We start from the raw sequence: 25,961 nt of genomic DNA on the forward strand, positions 1-25,961 counted from the left end.
GAGATCATTCGGTCATGGTTCCCCATCTGATCACCGCCCTGAACGGCCCCATCAATGAGCTGGAAGCTCGCGTCCTGGAATCCATGCCTGCTACCGAGCGCTGGTTCCGCCTCGAATGGATGGAGCACACGCCCACCTTCTACGCGTCGGTGGACCTGCGCAACGCCGGTTTCAAGCTGGCCCCCGTGGACACCAACCTCTTCCCCGGCGGCTTCAACCACCTGACCGCCCAGATGCTGCCCCAGGCCGTGCAGGCGGCCATGGCGGCCATCGAGAAGATCTGCCCCGAGGCGCGCAACCTGCTGGTCATTCCCGAAACCGGCGCGCGCTGCAGCTTCTACCTGGACAACCTCGCCACGCTGGCCCGCATCTTCACGCAGGCCGGCCTGAACGTGCGCTTCGGGACGCTGGACACCGCGATCACCGAGCCCACCGAGATGCCGCTGGCCAATGGCGAGCGCATCACGCTGGAGCCCCTGGTGCGCAAGCGCGGCCGCCTGATGCTCAAGGGCTTCGACCCTTGCACCATCCTGCTCAACAACGACCTCGCCGCCGGCACGCCGCCGCAGCTGATGGGCCTGCATGAGCAATACCTGCTGCCGCCGCTGCACGCCGGCTGGACGGTGCGCCGCAAGAGCCAGCACTTCCGCGCCTACGACGAAGTGGCCAAGCGCTTCGGCAAGCTGCTGGGCATGGACCCCTGGCTGATCACGCCGATGTTCCAGAGCGTCGACCTGAACGGCAAGTCCGGCCTGGAGGCGCTCCAGACCGCAGCCGACGCGCAGCTCACCAAGGTGCGCCGCAAGTACAAGGAATACGGCATCAACGAAAAGCCCTTCGTCATCATCAAGAGCGACGTGGGCAGTTACGGCCGGGGCGTATTGACGGTGCGTGACGCCAAGGACATTGAAAGCTTGGCCACCTCGCTGCCGGAGAACATCGGCCACGAGATCATCGTGCAGGAAGGCGTGCCCACGCACGAGCGGGTGCACGAGGCGGTGGCTGAGCCGGTCGTTTACACCATGGACCGCTACGTGGTCGGCGGCTACTACCGCGTGCATGCTCACCGCGGCATCGACGAGAACCTGAACGCCCCGGGTGCCAGCTATGTGCCCTTGGCCTTCGCCGAGTCGCCTCATCTGCCCCGCCCGGGCGAAAAGCCGGGTGTGAGCGCGCCCAACCGCTTCTACATGTACGGCGTCATCGGCCGGCTGGCGATGCTGGCGGCCAGCTACGAGCTCGAGGCGACCGACCCGCAGGCCGAAGCCGAGGCGGCCTGAGCACCGGCCGGCGCCCGCCGGCCGGTGCTCAGGGCTCGCCGGCGTTGGCTACGCGCGTCATCGCGCGGCGTCAAGCCTCGCTTACGTGGTTTTGCTGCACCGCACAAAACACCAAAACCGGGCGCAAAATCCCCACTTTCGATAACGCCACCCCAAGCCGGTGGCCACTGTGAAGTGAGTTCTTCCCACGCGGCCCGCAGCCCTTCGGCGATGGCGGGCTTGACCCTCGGGGCTCTGGGGGTCGTCTATGGCGACATCGGCACCAGCCCGCTGTACGCCCTCAAAGAAGTCTTCCATGGCGGGCATGTCGCCACGACGCCCGACAACATCCTCGGGGTGCTCTCCCTGCTGTTCTGGACGATGACGGTCATCGTCTCGATCAAGTACGTGCTGCTCATCCTGCGCGCGGACAACAACGGCGAGGGCGGTCTGATCGCGATGCTGGCCCTGGCCACCAATGCGGTGAACGACAAGCCCACGCTGCGCCGCTCGCTGATGATGGTGGGCCTGTTCGGCACCGCCATCTTCTTCGGCGATGCGGTCATCACGCCGGCCATGACGGTGCTGGGCGCCGTCGAGGGCATCGACGTCTACGAGCCGCAGTTGCACGACGCCATCCTGCCGCTGACCCTCATCGTCATGACGGGCCTGTTCGCCGTGCAGCGCTTCGGCACCAGCGGCATCGGCAAGGCCTTCGGGCCGGTCATGCTGGCCTGGTTCCTCGTGCTGGCGGCGCTGGGTGTGCCGCACATCATCGACAACCCGCATGTGCTCGTTGCGGTGAACCCGCTGTACGCGCTGCACTTCTGCCTGGAATACCGCTGGGTGGCGTTCGTGGCATTGGGCGCGGTGGTGCTGGTGGTGACCGGCGGCGAGGCGCTCTATGCCGACCTGGGCCACTTCGGCAAGAAGCCCATCCGCATCGCCTGGTATGGCGTGGTCATGCCTGCCCTGGTGCTGAACTACTTCGGCCAGGGCGCCATGCTGCTGGACAACCCCGAGGGCGTGAAGAACCCGTTCTTCCTGCTCGCCCCCGACTGGGCCGAGATCCCGCTCTTCCTGCTCGCCACCGCGGCGGCTATCGTGGCTTCGCAGGCCCTCATCACCGCAGCCTTCTCGGTCACCAAGCAGGCGATCCAGCTGGGCATCCTGCCGCGGCTGCGCATCCTGCACACCAGCGTGCGCGACACCGGCCAGATCTACGTTCCCTTCGTGAACTGGAGCCTGTACGTGCTCGTGATCGTGGCCGTGGTGTTCTTCGGCTCGTCGAGCAAGCTGGCCGGCGCTTACGGCGTGGCGGTCACGATCGACATGACCATCACCACCGTGATGACCTTCTTCGTCATCCGCTTCGGCTGGAAGTACCCGCTCGCGCTGTGCGTGGCGGCCACCGGCATCTTCTTCCTGATCGACGTGACCTTCCTCGCGTCCAACCTGCTGAAGATCGCCGCGGGCGGCTGGTTCCCGCTGCTGATCGGGATCGGCATGTTCACGCTCATGCTGACCTGGAAGCAGGGCCGCCGCCAGCTCTCGGCCAAGCTGCGCGAAGACGCCATCGAGCTCACGGCCTTCCTGGAGGCCGTCTTCATCAACCCGCCCACGCGCGTGGCCGGCACGGCGGTGTTCCTGTCGGCTGAAAAGGGCTCCACGCCCAACGCGCTGCTGCACAACCTCAAGCACAACAAGGTCCTGCACGAGCAGAACATCTTTGTCACCGTGAAGCACCACGAGGTGCCCTGGATCGGCTTCGACAAGCGCTGCGAGGTCGAGCCCCTGGGCAACCACTGCTGGCAGGTGGCCCTGCACTTCGGCTTCAAGAACGAACCCGACGTGCCCGAGGCGCTGGAGCTGCTGAAGAAGCACGGCGTGCAGCTCGAGGAGATGGAAACCAGCTACTTCCTGAGCCGCGACATCGTCATCCCGACCATCGGCTCCGGCATGGCCCTGTGGCGCGAGAAGCTCTTCGCCAGCATGCACCGCAATGCCGCGGCGGCGGCGGACTTCCTGCACCTGCCGACGAACCGCATCGTGGAGCTCGGCAGCAAGGTCGAGATCTGACGCCGCGCGCAAGGCCGTCGCCATGAGCTGGTCGCCGCGACGCAGCCGGGTGTGGATGGTCGCGGTGGCGCTCGCGCTGGCCAGCGGGGCGCTGAAGTGGTGGGTAGTCGAGGTGGCGCTGCAGCGATCGCCCGCCGGGCAGGGCAGCCGGGAGGCAGCGCCGTCGAAAGCGCCGGCAGCCTCAGCCTCAGGTCATCCGGCGAGTCGCGCGCAGGCGCTCCGCAGCGTCGCACCCACGGCCAGCGCGCCCACCCCGACGCTGTCACCGCGTGCCTTGCGCATGCAGGCCGACTGGTGCGGCTTCGGTGCCGCCGAGGCCAGCCGCGAGGACAGCGCCGGCCCAGCCTCGCCTGGTGAGCCGAGCGAACGGGCCCGAACAGACGGCGAGCAGGTCACGGCGCTTGCTCGTCAGCGGGTGCTGCAACGCTGGGCCGAGGCCCTGCGCCGGCGCGGTGATCCGCGTTCGCTGGCCCTGGCAGAGTGGATCGTTGCGCTCGACGGCGAGCCACGGGCCGATCTGGCGCGCAGCGCGATGCGGCTGCAGGCACTCGCCAGCGCCTCCACCGATCCGATGGTGACCGTGCTGGCGCTCGGCCGGCCCTGTGAGCCCGGTGTATGCCGGAACGTCGAGACCTCGCAATGGTCGCGGCTGGAGCCCGAGAACGTGCAGGCCTGGCTGGCGCTGACGGGGGCGCCGGGCCACGCGCCGGAATACCTGCTGGAGCGCATGGCCACGGTGGGCCGCTATTCGCGCAACTACCAGCAGGAGGTGGGGGAGCTGCTGCTGAGCGTCCTCCAGTTCGAGATGCCCGGGCTTGAAAACCAGGCGGAATCGGAGTTGCTCCTGAGCATGAGCGCGAGCTGGTCGCTGCCGGCATTTGCGCCCTTGACGGCCACCTGCCGCCGCCCGGAGGCAGATGCGCTGACGCGGTCCCGGTGTGAAGCCGTGGCGGCGCTGCTCTGGTCGCAGGGCAGTACGCTGGAGAGAGCCATCGCCCTGAGCGTGGCGGGCAGCGTGGTGCCGAAGTCCGCCGGCCAGCGCCGTCTCTGGGAGTCCCGCGCGACGGAGTACGAGGCCGTGCGCTTCCACAGCGAAGGCGGCCTGTTCCGCTTGCTCGACGGCGTGGTTGACAAACTGGCGGCCGGGCAGCCCTGCGATGCGTTGCCTCTCACGCGCCAATGGGCACGGGCGTCCGTTGAACGCAGCGACTGGGACCGTGCGCGTGCTGAGCTGCAGGCCAGCGGCGCCGACCTGGCTGATCTGTCCAGGCAGTGGCGCAACAAGGAGGGGCGCTCCGCGCTGGAGCGGCCACGACGGACAGGGGCGGCGGCGTCGTCACCGGGCTGACGGCGTTGCAGCCGTCGATGACGAGGCGGGAGATCAGAAAGGAAAACGGCCCCGCAGGGCCGTCGTTCAGGGCGCGTCGGGCGCTCAGATCGTCGAGACGAACTGCTCCTTGGCGCGGCGCACCTTCTTCAGGTTCACGAGCCAATCGCCGTCCGGCTGGCGGTAGCCCAGCGGCAGCAGCAGCACCGAGCGCAGGCCGCGGGCCTTCAGGTCGAGGATCTCGTCGACCTTCGCGGGGTCGAAGCCTTCCATCGGCGTCGCGTCGACCTGCTCTTCGGCGGCAGCAATCAGCGCGGTGCCCAGGCCGATGTAGGCCTGGCGGGCGGCGTGCTGGAAGTTCTCTTCGGCGCTGCGCTGCGGGTAGACCGACAGCAGCTTCTGGCGGTAGGCCTCCCAGCCTTCGTTCTTGAAGCCGCGCACGTCGTTCGTCAGGTCGAACATCTGGTTGATGCGCTCGGCGGTGTAGTTGTCCCAGGCGGCAAACACCAGCAGGTGCGAGGCATCGGTGACCTGGGCCTGGTTCCAGGCGTGCTCGCGGATGCGCTGGCGCAGGGCCGGGTCCTGCACGAGCAGCACTTCATAAGGCTGAAGACCGCTGGAGGTGGCGGTGAGGCGGACGGCTTCCAGGATGCGGTCGAGCTTGTCCTGCGGCACCGGCAGGGCGGGGTTCATCTTCTTGGTGGCGTAGCGCCACTGCAGCTTGTCGATCAGGGTGGTCATGGGAGACACAAAAACGCAAAGGGGCGGCATGGTGCCAAGCCCCCGCCTGCGTCGCAGCGGGCCGCGCGCAAGGCCTTGGCGCGGCCCGGTTTTCAAGGCGGTCAGAAGCTCAGGCGGGCACGGGCGTAGTAGTAGGCGCCGTTGAAGCCGATGGGCGACAACACGTCGTACGGGAAGTTGCCGAAGTAGCTGATGTCGGCGATGGAGCGCGTCGGGTATTTGTCGGTGGCGTTCACCGCACCGAAGCTCAGGTTCAGCGCACGGCTCACCTGTACCTGGGCTTCCAGGTCCAGCTGCCAGACGGCGGCATAGGTCTGCGTCGGCACGAAGCCGTCGCCGAAGTCGAACACGCGGGTCGTGCTGCCGTGGCGCGTGGCGCGCGCTTGCAGCCCCCAGATGCCGCCCTGCCAGTTGGCGCTCAGGATGTGGCGCTGGCGCGGCGAGGCGTCGGTCAGGGTGTTGATCTCTTCCAGGCCGACGCTGTCGCCGCCGCGCACCGTGGTGCGGTTGAACGAGGCCGTCCAGCCCAGGCGCAGCTCGCCGCCCAGCGCAGCGCCGCGCCACTGGGTGACGAGATCAGCGCCGCGGGTGCGGGTGTCCAGTGCATTGGTGAAGAAGTTGACGCCATCGATGCCCGTGGCGCCGAACTTGGCCGCGAGTTCGTCGGCCAGGCCGTCACGGCTGATGCGTTGCGACAGCGTGATGCGGTTCTTCACGCGGATGGCGTAGGCGTCCAGCGTGGTTGACCAGTCCCTGCTCGGTTGCCAGCTCAGGCCCAGACTCGCGTTGCGCGAGGTCTCGGCCTTCAGGTCCTGCGCGCCCAGGTAGCGGGCAATCGGGTGGTCCACCGGCAGCGTGCGCACCTGGCTGAGTGCGCCGCCGTCGCCGCGGTCGGTCACGGTGAAGGCAAAGCCCTGCTGGGCCAGCGACGGCGCGCGGAAGTTGCTCGACACCGCACCGCGCAGCGCCAGCGTGCGGTCCAGCGCGAGGCGGGTCGAGAGCTTGGCGGTGGTCGCGCTGCCGAAGTCGCTGTAGTGGTCGTGCCGCAGCGCGAGATTGCCTTGCCAGTCGCGGGTCAGGTCGGCGCTGAGGTCGAGGTAGGCGCCCACGACGTTGCGGTGCCGCGTCGTCGCGTCGCCCGCCTGCAGGCCCGGGCCGGCCTGGGCGCCGGCCGGTGCGTCGAAGCTGCCGACCGCGTACGAGGCGGCGTCGCCCGCGCCGGTCACGAAGCCGTCGCGGCGCACGTCCAGCCCGGCGGCCAGCGTCAGCGGCCGGGCCAGGCCGGCCACGGCGAGCTCGCGGCTCAGGTCCAGCGTCACACCGGTCAGGCGGCTGCCGAAGTCAGCCAGGTGGAACTCCCGCGGGCTGGCCGCGCCGAGCGACGCATTGATCGTGCGCCGCACGCCGTAGTCGAAGTCGTTGCGGCCGTGGTTCAGGGCCAGGTCCACATCCCAATCGGCCCACTGGGTCTTGAGGCCTGCCACGAGCTGCAGGTCGCGGTTGTCGCCGGTGGTCTGCGGCCGGTAGCCATTGGGGTAGACGGCCTTCACGTTGGCGCTGCTGTCCGGGTAGCGGAAGTAGGCCGCACCCAGCGTGCGCCGCTGCTGCCAGGTGCCGAAGGCGTAGGCGCGCGTGCCGGGCTGCAGGTCGGCGGCGGCGTTGAACCAGGTCTGCCACTGGTGGGTGGCCGGCTCGCCCGGCGCGTAGTTGCGCTGGCCTGCGGTGGCGAGGTTGGCGGGCGTCTGGTCTTCCCACGGCGGCAGCTCGTCCAGGCCGGCGCGGTTGGTGGGGTTGCGGTGCAGGCCCTCCAGGCCGGCGCGCAGGAAGCCGTTGCCGGCCAGCGCCCAGCCGTGGGTCAGGCTCGCCGATTGCGTCTGGCCATCGGTGATGCGCTCGCCGGTCGGGGCGAACTTCGTGTGGAAGGCGCCCACCTCGGTGGCCAGCTCGCCACCGGCCTTGCGCTCGTCCAGGATGATGTTGACCACGCCGGCGATGGCGTCCGAGCCGTACTGCGCGCCGGCACCGTCGCGCAGCACCTCGATGCGGGCCACGGCCGACAGCGGGATGGTGTTGAAGTCCACCGGGTTGGTGCCCTTGCCGGTCTTGGACTCCAGGTTCACCACCGCCGAGGTGTTGCGGCGCTTGCCGTTCACCAGCACCAACACCTGGTCGGGCGACAGGCCGCGCAGCTGGGCGGCGCGCACATGGTCACCGCCGCCGGAGTTGGACTGGCGCGGGAAGTTGAAGGCGGGGAGCAGTGCCTGCAGGGCGGCGGCCAGGTTGCCGTCGGGGCCGGCAGCGCGCAGCAGTTCGTCGCGGCCCAGCACGTCCACCGGCACGGCGGTGTCGGCCAGCGTGCGGTCCTTGGCGCGGGTGCCGGTCACGACGACGGCATCCAACGCGGTGGTCTGGGCGACGGCGGCGGTGGTGAGCAGGGCTTGCGAGGCGGCGAGGGCGATGAGGCGGAGCGTGGGCATGCGAGCAGCGGGCAAGAAGCGGGGGCCATGAGCCTACGGCCTTCGACGTGCCAGGCTTCAGACATGTTGCGCATATGCAAATGCTGACGCGACCTGGACTAGCATCGCGCGCTTCGCCGACACCGCCCGCCATGTCCACCACACCAGCCCAACCCGAACGCCGCCTCGATGTGCGGCATGCCGGCGCGCTGTGCGTGGGCATGGTGATCGGCGCCGGCATCTTCAAGACCTCGCCGCTGGCGGCCCAGGCCCTGGGTGACCCCACCCAGCTGCTGCTGGCCTGGGCGCTGGGCGGCGTGTTGTCGCTGATCGGCGGGCTGTGCTTCGCCGAGCTGGCGGCGGCCTTCCCCGACACCGGCGGCGACTACCACTTCCTGCGCCGCGCCTACGGCCACCGGCTGGGCTTTCTCTTTGCGTGGTCGCGTTTCGCGGTCATCCACACCGGGTCGATGGCGCTGCTGGGCTTCGTCTTCGGCGACTACCTCGCGCAGGTGGTGGACCTCACGCCCTGGCTCGGTCCGCACGCCAGTGCGTTGATGGCCGCGGCCCTCATCGTCGGGCTGACGGCGCTGAACCTGCTCGGCGTGCGCGTGGGCCTGGGCACGCAGCTCGGGTTGAGTGCTGCCGTGCTGCTCGGTCTGGTGCTGCTGGGCCTGGGTGCCGGCGCCCAGGTGCTGGCCGGGGTGCCGCCGGCCACCGTGCCGCCCGCGTCACCGGGCAGTGACTGGGGCCTGGCGCTGGTGTTCGTCTTCCTGGCCTATGGCGGCTGGAGCGACGCGGCCACGCTGTCGGCCGAGATGCGTGACCCCGAACGCGGCATCCGCCGCGCGCTGCTGCTGGGGCTGGGCCTGGTGATGGGCCTGTACCTGCTGGCCAACTGGGCCTACCTGCGGGTGCTCGGCGTCGCCGGGCTGGCCGCGAGCGACGCGCCGGCCGCAGCCCTGATGCGCATCGCGTTCGGGCCAGTGGCGGAGCTGGTGATGGTGGGTGTGGTCACGCTCACGGCCTTGTCGGTCATGAATGCATTGCTCATCGCGGGCCCGCGCACCACCTATGCCGCTGCCCGCGACCTGGCCACCGAATGGCACCTCGCCCGATGGAACCATGCCCGCGGCACCCCCACCGGCGCGGTGCTGGCCACGGCAGCGGTGGCCCTGCTGCTGGTGGCCTTTGGCGACCTCACGCGCGGAGGCTTCTCGACCATGGTGGACTACCTCTCGCCGGTCTACTGGTTCTTCATGACGCTCAGCGCGCTGGCCGTCATTGTGCTGCGCCACCGCGAGCCCGACCGGCCGCGGCCGGTGCGCGTGCCGCTCTACCCGTGGCTGCCGTTGCTGTTCGCAGCCAGCAGCGCCTATGTGCTGTGGTCCAGCGTGGTGTACGTCAAGGCAGGCGCCGTGGTGGGCGTGGGGGTGCTGGCTGTGGGCGCGGCCCTGCTGTGGGGCCATGGCCGCTGGCGTCAGCAGATCTCGCGCTGATCGATCTCGGTGCCGCGCACGTGCACCAGCTGGCCGCGCTCGATGGCCGTCCAGGCCTGGGCATCGTCGCCCAGGGGCTCGGAGGCAATCGCCCAACCGCCGCGCTGGGGCTTGAGGTAGAGGCTGGGCGGCTTGTGGTCGCTGGCCCAGCGGACGGCCCAGAGCTGCTCGCCGTCGGCCAGGGCCGCCGAGAAGCGCAGTGGCGTGGTCACGCCGCGGTCTTCCATTTCGTCGGCGGTGTCGTGCAGCACCTGGCAGATGGCGTCCTCCACCGCTGCGCCGGCCCGCACCCGGGCCATGATGAGCAGGAAGAGCAGCTCCGAGTCGGTCGAGCCGCGCCGCTCGTCGTAGAGCTCGTCGGGTAACTGGGCCTCCAGCCGGCGGCGCACGCGGGCGAAGTCACCCACCTGGCCGTTGTGGATGAACAGAAAGCGCCCGAGCGTGAACGGGTGGCAGTTCAGCCGTGACACCCCGCCGCCGGTGGCGGCACGCACATGCGCCATGAAGAGGTGCGAGCGCACATTGGCGCACAGGGCCAGCAGGTTGTCGTCGCTCCAGGCCGGCATCACCTCGCGGTAGACGCCGGGCGTCTCGCGCTCGCCATACCAGCCGATGCCGAAGCCGTCGCCGTTGGTCACCGCCTTGGCCTCGGCGGCCTGCAGGCTCTGGCGCACCAGCGAGTGGCGCGGCTTGCAGACCAGGTCTTCCAGAAAGATCGATTCACCCGAATACGCCAGGAAGCGGCACATCCCTCACCCTCGTTCCCATGTTCCTCACGGCTATGCTGGCCGCATGAGGCGTTTGCTGCAAGACTTTTCTCCCGCCACGGTGGTGGCAGGCTTCGTGGCGGTGCTGGTGGGCTACACCAGTTCGGTCGCCATCATCTTCCAGGCCACCGTGGCCCTGGGCGCCACCCCGGCTCAGACGGCTTCCTGGCTGTGGGCCCTCGGCCTGGGCATGGGCTTGACCAGCCTGGGCCTGAGCCTGTGGACGCGCCAGCCGGTGCTGACCGCCTGGTCCACCCCGGGCGCGGCCCTGCTGGCCTCCGCGGCGGGCGTGGAGATGCCCGAGGCCACCGGCGCCTTCATCGTTTGCGGCCTGCTCATCACGCTGGCGGGCGCCACCGGCTGGTTCGAGAAGCTGATGGATCGCATCCCCGTGGCCATCGCCTCGGCGCTGCTCGCGGGCGTGCTGGCGCGCTTCGGGCTGGATGCCGTGGGCAGCGCCAAGACGGCACCGGTGCTGGTGCTGGTGATGGCGGCTGTCTTCCTGGCCGGTCGGCGCTGGTGGCCGCGCTATGCCGTGCCCGGCGTGCTGGTGGCGGGCGTGGCGGTGGCCCTGGCGCAGGGGCGCTTGAGCTTCCTGGGCGTGGACACCTCGCAGCTCATCGCGCTGCCGGTCTGGACCACGCCGCAGTTCACCTGGCATGCCGCCATCGGCGTGGCGCTGCCGCTGTTCATCGTGACCATGGCCTCGCAGAACCTGCCGGGCGTGGCCGCGCAGCGTGCCAGCGGCTACCAGACGCCGGTGTCGGCCAGCATCGCCGTGACGGGCGCGGCCACGACGCTGCTGGCGCCCTTCGGCGGCTATGCCTTCAACCTGGCCGCCATCACCGCCGCCATCTGCATGGGCCGCGAGGCGCATGAAGACCCGGCGCGACGCTACACCGCCAGCGTCGCGGCCGGTGTGTTCTATGTGCTGTTGGGCCTGGCGGGCGGCGCGGTGGCCGTGCTGCTGTCGGCCTTCCCGCGTGAGCTGGTGGCGGCCATCGCCGGCCTGGCGCTGCTGGGCACCATCGCCGGCGCGCTGGCTGCCGGGCTCAAGGACGAGGCGCATCGCGATGCGGCCATCCTGACCTTCCTCGTCTGCCTGTCGGGCATCAGCGCCTTCGGCATCGGGGCGGCCTTCTGGGGCGTGGTGGCCGGTGGCGTGGCCACGGTCGTGGCCCGGTGGCGGCGTTCGCAGCATTGATGCAGCCCTGACGCGGCAAGCCGGCGGCCCCTGTGCAACACTGCCCGGATTGCACGGGCCAGACCACCATGAAGCTGCTATTCGTTGCCGACCCCCTCGACACCTTCAAGACCTACAAAGACTCCACCTTCGCCATGATGCGCGAGGCCGCCCGGCGCGGCCATGTCATCCTGGCCTGCGAGCCGCAGCAGCTCGTCTGGGTGCGCGGCAGCCGCGTGACCGCGCGGCGTGCCGTCGAGATCACGCTGACCGGCGATGCCGACGACTGGTACACCGTGGCCGCCACGGCGGACGTCGCGCTGGCGGATGTCGACGCGGTGCTGATGCGCAAGGACCCACCGTTCGACAGCGAGTTCTTCTACGCCACCCACCTGCTCAGCCAGGCCGAGCGCGAAGGCGCCCGCGTCTTCAACAAGCCCAGCGCGCTGCGCGAGCACCCCGAGAAGCTCGCCATCCTGGAGTTCCCGCAATTCATCTCGCCCACCGTCGTCACGCGGGACCCGGCCGAGATCCGCGCCTTCCATGCCGAGCACCGCGACATCATCCTCAAGCCCCTGGACGGCATGGGCGGCATGGGCATCTTCCGCGTGAAGGACGACGGCCTGAACCTGGGCAGCATCATCGAGACCCTGAACCAGGGCGGCGCGCAGACCGTGATGGTGCAGCGCTTCATCCCGGCCATTTCGGAGGGCGACAAGCGCATCCTGATCATCGGCGGCAAGCCGGTGCCGCACTGCCTGGCCCGCATCCCGCAAGGCGGTGAGGTGCGCGGCAACCTGGCGGCCGGCGGCAAGGGCGTGGCCCGGCCGCTGACCGCGCGCGACCGCGAAATCGCCGAGTACCTCGGTCCCATCCTCGCCGCCCGCGGCCTGCTGCTGGTGGGCCTGGACGTCATTGGCGAGAACGTCACCGAGATCAACGTCACCAGCCCGACCTGCTTCCAGGAGATCACCGACCAGAGCGGGTTCGACGTGGCCCGGATGTTCGTCGATGCGCTGGAGGAGGCCCTGGCATGAAGCGTCGTGACTTTGCCGCCTTCGCGCTGACGCCGTTGGCCCTGCCCGCCTGGGCCAAGCCCGCTGCGAAGCCCTCGGCGTTTGCCGCACTGGCCGACCGCTTTCTCGAAGCCCTGTGGCAACTCGACCCCGACGCCGCCGTGGCCGCCGGGCGCTTCGAGTTCGCCGGGCGCCTGACACTGCCGAGCGCGGCGCAGCGCCAGCGCGTGCAGGCGTTTGCCCGGTCCTGGCTGCGCCGCTTCGAGGCGGTGCCCGAGGCGTCGCTGTCGGTCAGCGACCGCATCGACCGGGCGCTGTTGATCGCCAAGCTGCAGAGCGACCTGTGGCGGCTGGAGGTGCTCAAGGAATGGTCGTGGAACCCCGCCGAGCACAACCCTGCCGCGCCGCTGGACCTGCTGCTCAGCACCGAATACGCGCCGCTGCCGCAACGCCTGCGCGCGCTGATGCCGCGGGTGGCGGGGCTGCCGGCCTTCTACCGGGCGGCGCAAGCCAGCCTCACGGGCGTCACGCGGGAGCACACCGAGCTCGCCATCCAGCAGGCGCCGGGTGTGCTGGGCGTGCTGGACGACATCGCCGGCCGCGCAGCCGAGGCCGGCCAGGCGGCGGCCTGGCAGGCGCCGCTGGCGGCCGCGCGCACGTCGGTCAATGGCTACGTGGCCTATCTCAAGACCCTGCAGCCGACGCGCGGCTACCGGCTTGGGGCGGCGCTGTACGAGCCCAAGTTCCAACACGACATCCAGTCGGCCCGCAGCGCCCGCGAGACCTATGAGCTGGCCCAGCAGCGCCGCGAAGAGGTGCTGGCCAGCATGCAGGCGCAGGCCGTGCAGCTGTGGCCGACGGTCATCGGCAGCGAGCCCATGCCGGCCGACCGCTTCGCCGTCATCGGCCGCGTCATCGACAAGCTCAGCGAGCGGCATGTGGCGCGCGAGCGCTTTGTCGACGAGATCCGTGCGCAGATCCCGCAGCTCGAGGCCTGGGTGCGCGACCACGACCTGCTCAGCCAGGACGCCAGCAAGCCCCTGGCCGTGCGTGAAACCCCCGAGTACCAGCGCGGCGTGGCCGGCGCCAGCATCGAGGCCCCCGGCCCCTACCGCCCGCAAGACAAGACCTACTACAACGTCACGCCGCTGACCGACCTGACGCCTGAGCAGGCCGAGAGCTCGCTGCGCGAGTACAACCACTGGATCCTGCAGATCCTCAACATCCACGAGGCGATTCCCGGCCACTACACGCAGCTGGTGCATGCCAACCGCACGCCCAGCAAGGTCAAGGCGCTGTTCGGCAATGGCGCCATGGTCGAGGGCTGGGCCGTGTATGGCGAGCGCATGATGATCGAGAGCGGCTACGGCGCCTCGCCCGAGATGACGCTGATGTGGGGCAAGTGGCACCTGCGCTCGGTCACCAACACCGTGCTCGACTACAGCGTGCACGTGCTCGGCATGTCTGAGGCCGATGCGCTGGACCTGCTGGTGCGCCAGGCCTTCCAGACCGAGCGCGAGGCCAAGGAGAAGTGGCGCCGCGTGCAACTGACCTCGGTGCAGCTGACCAGCTACTTCAGCGGCTACAGCGAGATCTTCGCGCTGCGCGAGCAGCTCAAGGCCCGGCCGGGCTTCCAGCTCAAGGCCTTCCATGAGCGGTTCCTCAGCTACGGCAGCGCGCCAGTGCGGCTGATTGCCGCGGAGATGCTGAAGGCCTGATCAGCGCGGTGGCGTGCTGCCCGTGCGGGCCTTCATACCCTGGCTGAAGGCCTCGCTGGTCAGCACCTCCTCCGCCTGCCTCACCACCTGCGCGCCGAGCGGTGACTTGGCGCAGGCCACATGGCCCTCGCGCGTGGGCCCCTGCTCCTGCAAGGGCAGCAGGTTGGTCTCGGCCAGATCCAGACCCGCCTCGCGATGGAGCTGCTGGGGCTCGAAGGGCATCACCAGCAGGCCGTCGATGCGGCCGCGCTGCAGCATCTGCATCAGGTTGAGCGTCGGGTTCTGGCTGGTGACCTTGTTGACACGTCCCTCGGGCTGGGCGTCCAGCAGCTCGTCCAGCGCCGCCCCATAGGCGCGGCCCTCGGCCAGGCCGAAGCGCGTGGCGGGTTGCTGCAGCCAGGCCTTGAGCGACACCCGGCCTTGCGCATCCAGCAGCGGGCGCCAGCGTTCGGCATCGGCCCGGCGCACCATCAGCACCGGCGTGGCATGGATGGGGAAGGGCCTGGAAAAGTGCAGATAGGTCTCGCGGTCCGCGTTCTTCAGCATGCCGAGCACGCAGGCATTGGGCAGCTGCTGCAAGCTGGCCTCCAAGCGCTTGGGCGGCAGGGCCACGATCAGGTGCTTCAGGCCCGGCAGGCGCGGAATCAGCACCTCGCGCAGCAGCCGGTCCAGCACACCCTGGCCCTGGCGTGGGCCTTGCGTGATGTAGAGCGGCGGCAGCTCATACACCAGCCACTGCACCTCGGGCTGCGTGGCCGGCTGGGCCAGGCTGGGGCTCGCCCAGCCGGCAAGCGCAGCAAGGGCCATAGCCAGGCCGACTGCGGCAAAGGGGTGAGGGCGGGGGCGCATCGTGGGTGACCTGCCGGCATCCTAGACCTGCCAGATCACGCTCGCTTCCCACGGGCCAGCCGGGCGGCTGGCGCGTGCATTAATGCACGCCCGTTGCGTCAGGCGCCCTGCACGCGGTGGCCGGCGGCGGCCTTGTAGCTGTTGATCTCGCGGGCCACCTCGGCGGGGTCGATGACATCCTCCAGCCGCGTGAAGCCCTCAGGCGCCAGCGCCTCCACCCGGTCGAGGATGGCGTCCAGCCCCTCACGCCGGTTCATTGCGACGATGCGGGCGCATTGCGGCCGGCGCTCGTTCTCGTAGGCGGCCAGGGCGGTGTCCAGGTCGGCGCTGCCGGCCAGCGCATCGGCCAGCGCCTGCGCGTCCATGATGGCCTGCGTGGCGCCGTTGGAGCCGATGGGCACCATCGGGTGCGCCGCATCGCCCAGCAGGGTGGAGCGGCCCAGCTGCCAGCGGGGCAGGGGGTCGCGGTCCACCATGGGCCACTCCAGCATCTGCTCGGCGCGGGTGATGAGGCCGGGCACGTCCAGCCAGTCGAAGCGCCAGCGGCCGAAGGTGGGCATGAGGTCCTCCAGGCGGCCGGCGCGGCTCCAGTCGGCACGGTCGGGCGCGGTGAGGCCGGGTACAGGCTCGCGCACGCGGCGGTCGGCAATCCAGTTGATCAGCTGCAGCCCGTCTGCCCGCGGCGCGCCGATGGGGTAGACGACGAACTTGGCCTGGCTGTAGCCGGCCTGCACCATGGTGCGGCCGTCCAGGAAGGGAGGCGCCCAGGTGGTGCCGCGCCACATCATCACGCCGCGCCAGCAGGGCGGACCTTCATTGGGGGCGAGGCGCCGGCGCAGCGCGGAGTGAATGCCGTCAGCGCCGATGACGAGGTCGGCGGTCATCTCCCGCGGGCCGTCGGCCGTCTCGATTTCGGCCACCGCGCGGCGGCCCTCGTCGCGCACATTGACCACGCGCTGGCCGCTGATCACCGTCAGCTTCGCCGCCGCCTCGGCCCACAGCCGCATCTGCAACTGGCCGCGATGGATGCTGAACTGCGGGTGCTCGTAGCCGCCGCCCAGGCCGCGCGGGTCGCGGTAGATGGCCTGGCCATGCCGGTTGGCGAACACCAACGCCGTGGTTTCGACCGCCATCTCGCGCAGCGCTGGCAGCAGGCCCAGGCTGCTCAGCACGCCTACCGCATGCGGCAGCAGGTTGATGCCCACGCCCAGCGGCTTGGGTTCGCGCACCGCTTCAAGCACGGTCACGTCGTGGCCGCGCGCTTGCAGCATCAAGGCCGCCGTCAAGCCGCCGATGCCGCCACCCGAAATGATGATCTGCATCAACTCAGGGTATGCGAGATTGTTGCAGTAGGCAACCAAACCTACCCTGACCCCGTGACCAAGACCGACAGCCCCGATCCCGAAGGCCTGATGCTGCCCGTGCCGGGCGTGGACTACGGGCTGCTCGACCAGCTGCTGGGCTACGCGCTGCGCCGCGCGCAGAACGCGCTGTACCTGGACTTCTACCGGGCCACGGCCGATTGGGACGTCAGCCCGCAGCGCTTCGCGGCGCTGGTGCTCATTGCCCGCAACCCCGGCATGCGCCAGGGCCTGCTCGGCCAGGCCATGGGCCTGCACCGCAGCGGCGCGCTGCGCCTGACCGACTGGCTCACGGCCAAGGGCTGGGCCGAGCGCCGCGACACCCCGGGCGACGCACGCGCCTGGGGCCTGTATCTCACCGCCACCGGCAGGCGCCGCCTCGCCAAGCTGGAGGCGGCCGTTGCCGAACATGACCGTGCCCTGCTGGCCGCCCTGGGCGAGCAGGGCCCGGCGCTCAAGGCCGGGCTGGAACGCCTGGCCTGGGCCGCCACCGCGCAGAGCACCGCCCCCGACAACAACCCCAGGAGACAAGCCCCATGATCGACCGCCGCCACCTCCTTGCCGCCTTTGCGGCCCTGCCACTTGCCGCCCGCGCCCAGGGCCAGCCACCGCGCATCCTGGTCGGTTTCCCGGCCGGCGGATCGGTGGACACCACCGCCCGGCGCTTCGCGGAATTCAGCCGCGGCAAGCTGGCCGAGACGGTCATCGTCGAGCAGAAGGTCGGCGCTGGCGGGCGCATCGCCATCGCCGGCCTGAAGGACGCCGCCCCCGACGGCCAGACGCTGCTCATCAGCCCGTCGTCGATGTTCACCATCTATCCGCACGCCTACCGCAAGCTGGCCTACAACCCCGCAACGGACGCCATCCCCGTGGCGCCGCTGGCGCTGTCCACCTGCGGCTTCGGCGTTGGTCCCATGGTGCCGGCCAGCGTCAAGACCCTCACCCAGTTCGCCGACTGGGCCAAGGCCAACCCCGACAAGGCGGCCTACGCCTCACCCGCAGCCGGCGCCATGCCGCACTTCCTGGGCAACCAGTTCGAGCATGCAGCCGGCCTCAAGCTCACGCACGCGCCCTACCGCGGCGCCGCCCCCGGCATGCAGGACCTGATGGGCGGCCAGATCGCGTCGGGCTGCTTCTCCATCGGCGACTTCCTGCCCCACCTGCCCAGCGGCCGGGTGCGCCTGCTGGGTGTCACCGACAAGGCCCGGTCGCGCTTCGCGCCTGACGTGCCCACGTTCGAGGAGCAGGGCTTCAAGGGCATCGTCGGCGTGGAGAGCTACGGGCTGTTCGTGCCCGCGAAGACCCCGCAGGCCGTGGTCGACAAGCTGGCCGACATCGCCCGCGCGGCGGTGCGCGAGCCCAGCGTCGTCGAGGCCCTGGCCAAGCTGGGCTTCGAGCCGCTGAGCCTCGCACCCGCCGATTACGCCAAGCGGCTGGTGGCCGAGCGGGAGTACTGGGGCCCGGTGGTCAAGGCCTCCGGCTTCTCGTCGGACGACTGAGCCTCAGCTCCGGTTCACCGACACGCCGCCGTCCACCAGCATGGCGGCGCCCGTCATGAACGAGGACGCGCCCGACAGCAGGAAGAGCGCCGCCCGCGCGATCTCATCCGGCTCGGCCAGGCGCTTGAGGGCATGCAGGCCGGCCACGGCGGCCAGGCCCTCCGGCGTGGGGTTCATCTGGCGGCCCATGGCGGTGTCGGTGCCGCCGGGCAGTAGCGCATTCACGCGCAGGCCGCGCGGCCCGAACTCGGTCGCCAGCGCCTGCACCAGGCCCACCACCCCAGCCTTGCTGGCGGCATAGGCCGCAGCCCCCGGAAAGCCCGCCGTGTGGCCGACGAAGGTGCCCGTGAACACCAGGCTGCCCGCGCCCGCGGCCAGCAGCGCCGGGATCTGCGCCTTCGCCGCCAGGAAGGCGGCGGTGAGGTTGGTGCGCAGCGTGGCCTCCCAGGCTTCGAGCGCGACCTCCGGCGTGGGCCCGAGCGCGCCCAGCGAGCCGGCGTTGTTGAAGGCGGCGTCCAACTGGCCGAAGCGCTGCACCGCGAGCTCGACGAGCCGGTGGGCATGGCCTTCGTCGCCCACGTCGCCGGCCAGCACGGCCGCCCGGCCGCCGCGGTCGTGAATGGTCTGGGCCAGGGCCTGCAAGGGGGCGGCCTGGCGGGCGGTGAGCACGAGGTGTGCGCCCTCGGCGGCAGCGAGTAGGGCCGTCGCGCGGCCGATGCCGGCACTGGCGCCGGTGATGAGCAGGGTCTTGCCTTGCAGGGGCATGGTGTCGGTCGGGGAGTGATGCGTGAGCCGCACTCTGCATGGCACCGGTGAGGGCGTCGCGCTGGTTTCGGACCTGCAAATCTCGCCCTCGTCCCGGCGGGGGCTGGGCCGCAGGGGCTAGCATGGCGGCCCTTGTAGGAGCCCCCCGCATGCCCTTGCGCACGCCGGTCGTTCGCTGGAGCGGCCTCTTTGCTGTTGTTCTCCCTGCGGCGCTCGCGGCCAGCCTGGCACTCGCCCCGGCGGCTGCGCAGGCCGCCGACCTGACCCGGCTGCAGACGCTGCTCATCGAGCAGCACTACGTCAGCGCCCGCCCCGAGCTGGAGGCCCTGCTGCGCAAGCCCGCGCCGGACGCCGTCGAGCGGGCGCTCATCTACCCCTGGCTCTTCGCCCGCGATGACGGCGCCGCCATCGACCGACGCACGCGCGGCGTACTGCAAGACGAACGGGCCGAGGCTGTCGACCTGCTCGCCGCCGGCCGCCTGGCGCTGGACCTGCGCGACTTCGACCGTGCCCTGGCCTGCTTCGAGCGCGCGCTGGCCCGGGCCAGCCAACCCGCCGAGCGTGCCCAGGCGTTGCGCGGACTGGGCCAGCGGCATTACCAGCTGCGCGAGTTCGATGCCTCGCTGCGCAGGCTCGAAGAGAGCCTTGCGGCCGAGCGCACCGCCGACGGCCTCTCGGCCCTGGCCGAGACGCTGATCCGCCTGGGCCGCACCGATGACGCCATCGCGGCGGCCGAAGGCGCGCTCGCGCTGAATCGCCATCACGAGATGGCGCACTACCTGCTCGGCAACGGCTACGCCCGAGAGAACTACAGCCAGCTCGCCAACCGGCTCGGCCCTCGCTTCGGGCCGCTGATGGCTGACGTGCGGCGTGCGTCCGATGCCTTCGACCGCGGCGACTTCGATGGCGCACTGCGGCTGAGTCTGGCGGTGCTCGAGCGTTGCCCGCAGTTGGGCCGCGCGCATGCGATCGCCGCCAAGGCGCTGGAGTCGCAGCGGCTGCGCATCGACGTGCACCGGGCCGAGGCGGAGCGCCGCTTTGCGACCACGCCCATGCCGGTGGTGCCGGGCATCGAGCGCTATGTGCTGAACTGGCGCGATCTCTCGCCGCGCCATCGCAAGCGGGTCGCGATGTCGATCGCCCCGTGGAAGGCCTTCATCCCGGTGCTGGTGGCGGGTGGCGCCACGCACTACATCAAGCCGATGTGGATGCGACTGTCTGAAACCCCGCAGGCCCAGGCGCTGAAAGATGCGCGCATCGACTACGACTCGCGGCTGTGGGACGACGTGCGCGGCATGGGCGGGCATTTCACCGTCACCGGCATCGAGGACGTCGAGCGCAGCATCTTCGACAAGTACAACACCGTGCTCCACGAGCTGACGCACCAGGTGCATGGCGTGCTGACGGCCGACCAGTCGCGCGAGATCGAGGCGCTGTACCAGCAGGCCAAGGCGCGGGATGCCGCGACGCGTCAGGGCTTCCTGTCGCGCTACGCCGGCGGGTCGGTGTGGGAGTACTTCGCCGAGGGCGCCAATGCCGAGAGTTCGCCCAGGCGCGATGCCTACGACGGTCGCGAGATCGTGCGGGAGCGGCTGATCGCCATCGACCCCGCGCTGCGCGCCGCCGTGCAGCGCTTCTTCGCGCAGCGCGACACGCGCGCGAGCCTGCCGATCGCGCTCGTCAATGCTGGCAACCAGAAGCTGGAGGAGGGCCAGCTGTCGGCCGCCCGGCCACTGTTCGCCCGGGCGCTACGCCTGGCGCCGCAGGACGAGCGCGCACTGGCGGCTCAGCTCAACGCGCTGGCCATCGCGGGTGATGCCACGGCGGTGGCCCAACTGGCCGAGCAGGCGCTGGCGGCCCATCCGCGCAGCGGCAGCTTGCGGGTGGGCGTGGCCGATGCGCTGTGGCACACCGGCCGGCCGCTGGCCACGGACGTGCTGCCCGCACTCATGCGCGACCGCGACGTGCTGCAGGGCGAAGACCGCTTCCGCGTTGACCTCGCGCGCGCTGACCATCACCGGCGCCTGGGCCAGGTGCCCGAGGCGCTGGCGGCCTACGACGCGGTGCTGGCCTACCAGGGCGACCAGCCCGAGGCCCTGTGGGGCCGGGCCGCCACGCTGGCCCTGGCCGCGCGTTGGGACGAGGCCTTCGCGCAGTACGACGCCGTGCTGCGCCTGCGCACCGGGCTCGTGCCGTTGCGCCGCGACTACGCGCTGGACCTGCTGCGCGCCGGTCGCCTGGATGCGGCACGAGGCCAGATCAAAGAGGCCCTGCTGCTCGATCCCGCCGACCCCGACTTGCTCGCCTTGCAGGCCTGGCTGGCGCTGGCCACGGGTGACGCCGAAGCCGCGCGCCGCGGCAGCGCCGCCGCGCTGGCCCAGGGCCCGTGGAGCGACCTGGCCGCCATCGTGCAGGCCGCCGCCTTGCGGGCCCTGGGCCAGGCCGAGGCGTCGCAGGCCGTCATCGCGCCGGTGCGCGAGCGCATCGCCCGGGGCACGCCGCCGCAGTACCTGTACCGGCCGGAGAAATCGGCCTGGTACTCGGTGCATGAACTGCCGGCCAGCGAACGCCAGGTGTTGGCGCAGTTGCTGCCATGAGAGCGATCAGGGCGATGCGCACCTGGCGCCGGCTGGAGGCCGCACATCTGAACGGGCTGTCCGTGGCGCTGGGCGTCACGGCCACGCATCTCGCGGTGGGCGGACTGTTCGGCGAGACAGCGGGCCTTGCGGCGGTGGGCGGGGCCGTCTGCGCCAGCCTCACCGACCTGCCCAACCCGCCGCAGCGCGTGCTGCCACGGGTGCTGCCGGCGGCGGGCGCGGCGGCGCTGGTCACCTTGCTGGTGGGGCTGACCGACGGCTCGTTGCCGTGGACGGTCGCTGTCATTGCGATGGTCACTTTCGTGTCGCTGATGACGCTGGCCTGGGGGCTGCGCGCCGGCCCGCTGTCGTTCTCTCCGGTGCTGGCCATGGTGTTCGCCATGGCCTGGGACCGCACGGCCGGCGCCACCTCGCCCTGGGTGCATGCGATGTGGGTGGGACTGGGCGGCCTGGTCTACGCCGGCTGGGCGCGCGCGGCGGCGGTGGTGTTGCGCCATCGGCTGCGCGAGCTGGCCCTGGCGCAGGCCCTGCGGGCCACCGTGCAACGGCTGCGTTCGCGGGCCCAGCGCATCGCGCTGGCAGTGAGCCCCGACGAGGCCCGCATCCGCGCCTCGATTGCCGACGACGTGCAGCTGGCCGACGCGCTGCAGGCGGCGCGCGACCAGGTGTTTGCCGCCCGCCGCTCGCCGCGCAGCCGCCGCCAGACGGACCTCGTGCTCGGCCTCATCGAGCTGCGCGACCTGCTGCTGGCCAGCCGGCTCGACACCGAGCTGCTCGGCCAGGACTTCCCCGGCCGCCAGTGGCGCGCCGCGCTGGCCGACACATTGCGCCATCTCGCTGACGTGCTGGCGGCGCTGGCCGACACGCTGGTGTCGGGCGCACCGCTGCCGGAGGTGTCAGCGGATGCCTGGCGGGCGCAACTGGCGTCGCGGCTGGCTGACGTGAGCGCGCCGCCCGGTGACTCGCGGGTGCATGTGGTGTCGGCCCTGCAGTCGCGCCTGGGGCACATGCTCGATGACGTCTCGGCCATGGTGGCGCGCCAGGCGGCGGGCGACAATCCTGACACGCCCTGGACGCCGGAGCGACTCGCGCCGTTCGTCTCGCCCGAGGGCTGGCCGCTGGCGGCGCTCAAGCCTCACCTGACGCTGCAGTCCGGCGTCATGCGGCATGCGCTGCGCTCGGCCCTGGCCCTGTCGCTGGCCTACACGCTGGGCGCCTTCCTGCCGTGGTCAGCCCACCCTTTCTGGCTGATGCTGAGTGTGGCCGTGGTGCTGCGCGGCAACCTGGAGCAGACGATCTCGCGGCGCAACGAGCGGATCATCGGCACGGTGCAGGGCTGCCTGCTGGTGATGCTGCTGGCGCACGTGGAGTGGGTGCCGCTGTTGAGCCTGTGCTTCATTGCCGCGGTGGGGACGGCGCATGCCTACGTCAACCGTCGTTACCGCGTGGCCGCCACGGCCGCCACGCTGATGGCCCTGCTGCAGCCGCTGATGCTCGCGCCCGGCAGCAACCCCGCCATCGTCGAGCGTCTGGCCGACACGGTGCTCGGTGCCATCCTGGCCTGGCTGTTCAGCTTCGTGCTGCCGTCCTGGGAGCGCGCCGCCGTGCCACGCCTGGCCGAGCAGCTGCGTGCTGCACTGGCCCGGCATGCCGGCAACATGCTGCGCTGGCAGCCGGGTGCTGACGAACAACTCGCTCAGCGCCTGAGCCGGCAGCAGGCCTATACCGCGCTGGCGGCGTTGGCGGCCGCGGCCCAGCGCACGCGGGTCGAGCCCGAGAGCGTGCGGCTGCCCGAGGCCGAGATCGAATCAGCGCTCAGCCATGGCTACCGCCTGATGGCCCTGCTGGGCGCGGTGCAGCACCAGGTGCAGCGGCGCGTCGACCGGCTCGACGCCAGCCGCGCCGAGCCCGCGCTGGCCCAGGCCCGCGAGGCCTGCGTGCAGGCGCTGCAAGGCGATACCCTCGTGGCTGCCTTGCCCCCCGAACCGCCCGACGCCGATGCCGGTGCCTGGCCCGAGCATGTCGGCCAGCACGACGTCACACCCTGGTTGCTGCGCCGCCTGCGGCTGTGCCGCAGCGAGGCGCGCGAACTTGTCATCGCCCTCCATCAACTTCATTCCCCCACAGGAGCACACCCATGAGCATCCAGACCCGCGCTGCCGTCGCCTGGAAGGCCGGCGCACCGCTGACCATTGAAACCCTGGACCTGGAGGGCCCGCGCGACGGCGAGGTGCTCGTCGAGGTCAAGGCCACCGGCATCTGCCACACCGACGAATACACGTTGTCGGGCGCCGACCCCGAAGGCCTCTTCCCCGCCGTGCTGGGGCACGAAGGCGCCGGTGTCGTGCTGGAGAGCAAGGTGCCCTGGCTCAAGCCGGGCGACCACGTCATCCCGCTCTACACGCCGGAATGCCGCGAGTGCAAGTTCTGCCTGAGCCGCAAGACCAACCTCTGCCAGGCCATCCGCGCCACGCAGGGCAAGGGCCTGATGCCCAACGGCACCTCGCGCTTCAGCCTCAACGGCGAGCCGGTCTTCCACTACATGGGCACCAGCACCTTTTCCAACCACATCGTGGTGCCGGGCATCGCGCTGGCCAAGATCCGGCCGGATGCGCCGTTCGACAAGGTCTGCTACATCGGCTGCGGCGTGACCACCGGTGTCGGTGCGGTGCTGTTCACCGCCAAGGTCGAGGCGGGCGCCACGGTGGTGGTGTTCGGCCTCGGCGGCATCGGCCTGAACGTGATCCAGGGCGCCAAGATGGTGGGCGCCGGCCGCATCATCGGCGTCGACATCAACCCCGGCCGCGAGGCCATGGCACGCCGCTTCGGCATGACCGACTTCGTGAACCCCAAGGACGTGGCCAACGTGGTCGACCACATCATCCAGATGACCGACGGCGGCGCCGACTACTCCTTCGAGTGCGTGGGCAACGTGCAGCTGATGCGCCAGGCGCTGGAGTGCACCCACAAGGGCTGGGGCCGCAGCATCATCATCGGCGTGGCTCCGGCGGGTGCCGAGATCTCCACCCGCCCCTTCCAACTCGTCACGGGCCGCAAGTGGGAAGGCTCGGCCTTCGGCGGCGCCCGCGGCCGCACCGACGTGCCCAAGATCGTCGACTGGTACATGGAAGGCAAGGTCAACATCGACGAGCTGATCACGCACAAGCTCAAGCTCGAGCAGATCAACGAGGGCTTCGAGCTGATGCGCCGCGGCGAGTCGATCCGCGCGGTGGTGGAGTTCTGACAGGGCCCGGCAGGCGCCTCGTCGACCAGGCGCCACTTGCAGTGACAGGCGGCCGAAAAGGCCCGGCTGCAGGTTGGCCTTGATCGGCGCCGGCTGGCACCAGAGGCTCGGGTCTGCTGTGCGCCGACTCGTCAGCCGGGCGCGCTCGCCAGTGCCTCCAGGCCAGGCCGGCTGCGAGGCAGCGAGACGGTGAAGGTCGCGCCGCGCCCGAGGCCCTCGCTGGCGGCCGAGACGGTGCCTGCATGCAGCCGAACCACCTGCTTCACAAGGGCCAGGCCCAAGCCCAGGCCGGACTGCTGCTGACGGCCCGCTGGCGCCTGGACGAAGGGTTCGAAGACCGCTTCGAGCTGATCGGCCTCGATGCCGGCGCCTTGGTCCCTGACCTGGACCTCATATGAGTTTTCGCGGGGCTCGGCTTGAATGACCACCTGACTGCCTTCGTCGCTGAACTTGATGGCGTTTGTGATGAGGTTGCAGAAGACCTGCACGAGACGACTCGTATCGGCGTCGAGCTTCATGTCCTCGCTGGGCAGTCGGAGCTCCAGGTGGATGTGCTTCTGCTGGGCAAGCTCGGCAGACACTTCCCGTGAGGCTTGCAGGATGGTCTTCAGGTCGGCGTCTGTCCGGTTGAGCTCGACCAGATCGGCGCGAATGCGATTGAGGTCCATCAGGTCGCTGACCAGCCGCGACATCAGGGTCGTCTGCCGCCGCATGGCAGCGATGGTCCGCTGCACGGCTGCAGGCGGATCTTGCAGCTTCTCCAGCAACGTCACGCCCGCCGAGAACGTCATCAGCGGGTTGCGCAGTTCATGGGCGACTGTGGCCAGCATGTGATCCTTCTGCCGGTCGTGCGTTTCGAGAGTGCGCTGGTGGCGCTCGATCTCGGAGATGTCGCGGGTGACCCCCAGCACCGACTTCACGACCTCCCGGCTGACGTCAAACTCCGGCACCAGCGTGGCAGCAAAGACTGCGCCTTCATACGTGAACCGCAAGGAAACGGTGCGCGCTTCCAGGAACACGGTTTCCAGCGCCTGCTCCCACGGGGCGCAAAGTTCGGCTGGCATGCCCAGCTCGCGGTTGGTCTTGCCGATGAAGTCCGAGGTGGGGCGGCCGGTGAGGCGTTCGATGGCGGCGCTGACGAACAAATGCCTGTAACTGCGATCGAAGCGGGTGAGCACGTCGGGCGAGTTGCTGGTGAGTTCTCGCAAATCACGCTCTCGCTCCGCAGCCAGTTGCCGGGAGCGGCGCAGCAGGTGCAGCACGATGCAGTCCACCAGCAGGATGGAACTGAAGAAGCTCAGGGCAATCATGTCGCCCGTGGCCAGACCGGTGAGGGTGGGCTGGCTGTGTGGAATGAAGGAAACGTAGGCCGCGACGACGCTCAGTGCAGCGCAGAGCAAACCCGGCCCCAGACCGAAGAAGTACGCGGCCAGCATGACCGCAGGGAAGAAGGTGAGGAATGGAAAGCCTTGCGGCGGCAGACTGCCGACCAGCGCGAAACGACCAACGTAAGCCAGCGCCCACAGCCCGAAGCTGGCGAGGTAGCCCGATACGGTCGACAGGGTCTGCTGCCGATGTGCCGACAACAGGGCACGCGATGT

General features: G+C 70.4%; 19 protein-coding genes. 12 read left to right on the forward strand and 7 right to left on the reverse strand.

Features of this window, described 5'->3' with window-relative positions; genetic code table 11:
• Nucleotides 1-14: 14 nt before the first annotated feature.
• From gshA to CDO81_RS20840, 3 genes are all read left to right on the forward strand, one after another.
• Complete coding sequence (gene gshA / locus CDO81_RS20830; protein ID WP_088485163.1) at nucleotides 15-1,280, forward strand: glutamate--cysteine ligase; 1,266 nt, start codon at nucleotides 15-17, stop codon at nucleotides 1,278-1,280.
• 210 nt (nucleotides 1,281-1,490) lie between these two features.
• A complete protein-coding gene (locus tag CDO81_RS20835) occupies nucleotides 1,491-3,338 on the forward strand; it encodes a potassium transporter Kup (protein WP_088485164.1) in 1,848 nt (615 codons plus the stop codon).
• Nucleotides 3,339-3,360: 22 nt separating this feature from the next.
• On the forward strand, nucleotides 3,361-4,686 hold the full coding sequence (locus tag CDO81_RS20840) for a hypothetical protein (protein ID WP_088485165.1): 1,326 nt from the start codon (nucleotides 3,361-3,363) through the stop codon (nucleotides 4,684-4,686).
• 84 nt (nucleotides 4,687-4,770) lie between these two features.
• On the opposite strand, the gene CDO81_RS20845 is transcribed toward CDO81_RS20840, so the two are convergent.
• Both CDO81_RS20845 and CDO81_RS20850 read right to left on the reverse strand, forming a co-directional pair.
• Nucleotides 4,771-5,406: an NAD(P)H-dependent oxidoreductase gene (locus tag CDO81_RS20845; protein ID WP_088485166.1), complete on the reverse strand. Its 636-nt coding sequence runs from the start codon at nucleotides 5,404-5,406 to the stop codon at nucleotides 4,771-4,773.
• 101 nt (nucleotides 5,407-5,507) lie between these two features.
• Complete coding sequence (locus CDO81_RS20850) at nucleotides 5,508-7,883, reverse strand: TonB-dependent receptor plug domain-containing protein (protein WP_088485167.1); 2,376 nt, start codon at nucleotides 7,881-7,883, stop codon at nucleotides 5,508-5,510.
• 131 nt (nucleotides 7,884-8,014) lie between these two features.
• On the opposite strand from CDO81_RS20850, the gene CDO81_RS20855 reads away from it, so the two are divergent.
• Nucleotides 8,015-9,361, forward strand: a complete 1,347-nt coding sequence (locus CDO81_RS20855) for an APC family permease (protein WP_088485168.1) — start codon at nucleotides 8,015-8,017, stop codon at nucleotides 9,359-9,361.
• Here CDO81_RS20855 and CDO81_RS20860 read toward each other — a convergent pair.
• A complete protein-coding gene (locus CDO81_RS20860) occupies nucleotides 9,343-10,110 on the reverse strand; it encodes a class II glutamine amidotransferase (RefSeq protein WP_088485169.1) in 768 nt (255 codons plus the stop codon). The genes CDO81_RS20855 and CDO81_RS20860 overlap by 19 nt on opposite strands.
• A 43-nt stretch (nucleotides 10,111-10,153) precedes the next feature.
• Between CDO81_RS20860 and CDO81_RS20865 the strand changes: the two genes are divergently transcribed.
• The 3 genes from CDO81_RS20865 (at nucleotide 10,154) to CDO81_RS20875 (ending at nucleotide 14,045) form a co-directional block, all read left to right on the forward strand.
• Nucleotides 10,154-11,332 (forward strand): benzoate/H(+) symporter BenE family transporter, encoded by a 1,179-nt coding sequence (locus CDO81_RS20865; protein WP_088485170.1) that lies wholly within the window; start codon nucleotides 10,154-10,156, stop codon nucleotides 11,330-11,332.
• A gap of 68 nt (nucleotides 11,333-11,400) precedes the next feature.
• On the forward strand, nucleotides 11,401-12,348 hold the full coding sequence (gene gshB, locus CDO81_RS20870; RefSeq protein ID WP_088485171.1) for a glutathione synthase: 948 nt from the start codon (nucleotides 11,401-11,403) through the stop codon (nucleotides 12,346-12,348).
• On the forward strand, nucleotides 12,345-14,045 hold the full coding sequence (locus tag CDO81_RS20875) for a DUF885 domain-containing protein (RefSeq protein ID WP_088485172.1): 1,701 nt from the start codon (nucleotides 12,345-12,347) through the stop codon (nucleotides 14,043-14,045). The genes gshB and CDO81_RS20875 overlap by 4 nt, the downstream gene beginning before the upstream one ends.
• On the opposite strand, the gene CDO81_RS20880 is transcribed toward CDO81_RS20875, so the two are convergent.
• Nucleotides 14,046-14,894, reverse strand: coding sequence for a TIGR02285 family protein (locus tag CDO81_RS20880; RefSeq protein ID WP_088485173.1), 849 nt, complete (start codon nucleotides 14,892-14,894; stop codon nucleotides 14,046-14,048).
• A 98-nt stretch (nucleotides 14,895-14,992) separates the two neighbouring features.
• Nucleotides 14,993-16,216: a flavin-dependent oxidoreductase gene (locus CDO81_RS20885; RefSeq protein ID WP_088485174.1), complete on the reverse strand. Its 1,224-nt coding sequence runs from the start codon at nucleotides 16,214-16,216 to the stop codon at nucleotides 14,993-14,995.
• A gap of 54 nt (nucleotides 16,217-16,270) precedes the next feature.
• Between CDO81_RS20885 and CDO81_RS20890 the strand changes: the two genes are divergently transcribed.
• Nucleotides 16,271-16,795 carry a MarR family winged helix-turn-helix transcriptional regulator gene (locus CDO81_RS20890; RefSeq protein WP_088485175.1) on the forward strand — a complete coding sequence of 175 codons (525 nt, stop codon included), beginning with the start codon at nucleotides 16,271-16,273 and terminating at the stop codon, nucleotides 16,793-16,795.
• Complete coding sequence (locus tag CDO81_RS20895) at nucleotides 16,792-17,754, forward strand: Bug family tripartite tricarboxylate transporter substrate binding protein (protein ID WP_088485176.1); 963 nt, start codon at nucleotides 16,792-16,794, stop codon at nucleotides 17,752-17,754. The genes CDO81_RS20890 and CDO81_RS20895 overlap by 4 nt, the downstream gene beginning before the upstream one ends.
• A gap of 3 nt (nucleotides 17,755-17,757) precedes the next feature.
• Here the strand turns inward: CDO81_RS20895 and CDO81_RS20900 are convergent, their stop codons facing one another.
• Complete coding sequence (locus CDO81_RS20900; protein ID WP_088485177.1) at nucleotides 17,758-18,519, reverse strand: SDR family oxidoreductase; 762 nt, start codon at nucleotides 18,517-18,519, stop codon at nucleotides 17,758-17,760.
• A gap of 149 nt (nucleotides 18,520-18,668) precedes the next feature.
• Here CDO81_RS20900 and CDO81_RS20905 point away from each other — a divergent pair, with 149 nt between their 5' ends.
• From CDO81_RS20905 to CDO81_RS20915, 3 genes are read left to right on the forward strand one after another with little or no spacing between them, the layout of a single operon-like run.
• Complete coding sequence (locus tag CDO81_RS20905) at nucleotides 18,669-21,116, forward strand: tetratricopeptide repeat protein (protein WP_158218371.1); 2,448 nt, start codon at nucleotides 18,669-18,671, stop codon at nucleotides 21,114-21,116.
• 14 nt (nucleotides 21,117-21,130) lie between these two features.
• Nucleotides 21,131-23,257 (forward strand): FUSC family protein, encoded by a 2,127-nt coding sequence (locus tag CDO81_RS20910; RefSeq protein WP_158218372.1) that lies wholly within the window; start codon nucleotides 21,131-21,133, stop codon nucleotides 23,255-23,257.
• A 2-nt stretch (nucleotides 23,258-23,259) separates the two neighbouring features.
• Complete coding sequence (locus tag CDO81_RS20915) at nucleotides 23,260-24,360, forward strand: S-(hydroxymethyl)glutathione dehydrogenase/class III alcohol dehydrogenase (protein ID WP_088485287.1); 1,101 nt, start codon at nucleotides 23,260-23,262, stop codon at nucleotides 24,358-24,360.
• 131 nt (nucleotides 24,361-24,491) lie between these two features.
• Here the strand turns inward: CDO81_RS20915 and CDO81_RS20920 are convergent, their stop codons facing one another.
• The gene (locus CDO81_RS20920; RefSeq protein ID WP_088485180.1) at nucleotides 24,492-25,946 is read right to left on the reverse strand and encodes an ATP-binding protein; all 1,455 of its coding nucleotides are present in this window, start codon (nucleotides 25,944-25,946) and stop codon (nucleotides 24,492-24,494) included.
• Nucleotides 25,947-25,961 lie beyond the last annotated feature (15 nt).

This window comes from Roseateles puraquae (assembly GCF_002205845.1).
Taxonomy (GTDB): domain Bacteria; phylum Pseudomonadota; class Gammaproteobacteria; order Burkholderiales; family Burkholderiaceae_C; genus Pelomonas; species Pelomonas puraquae.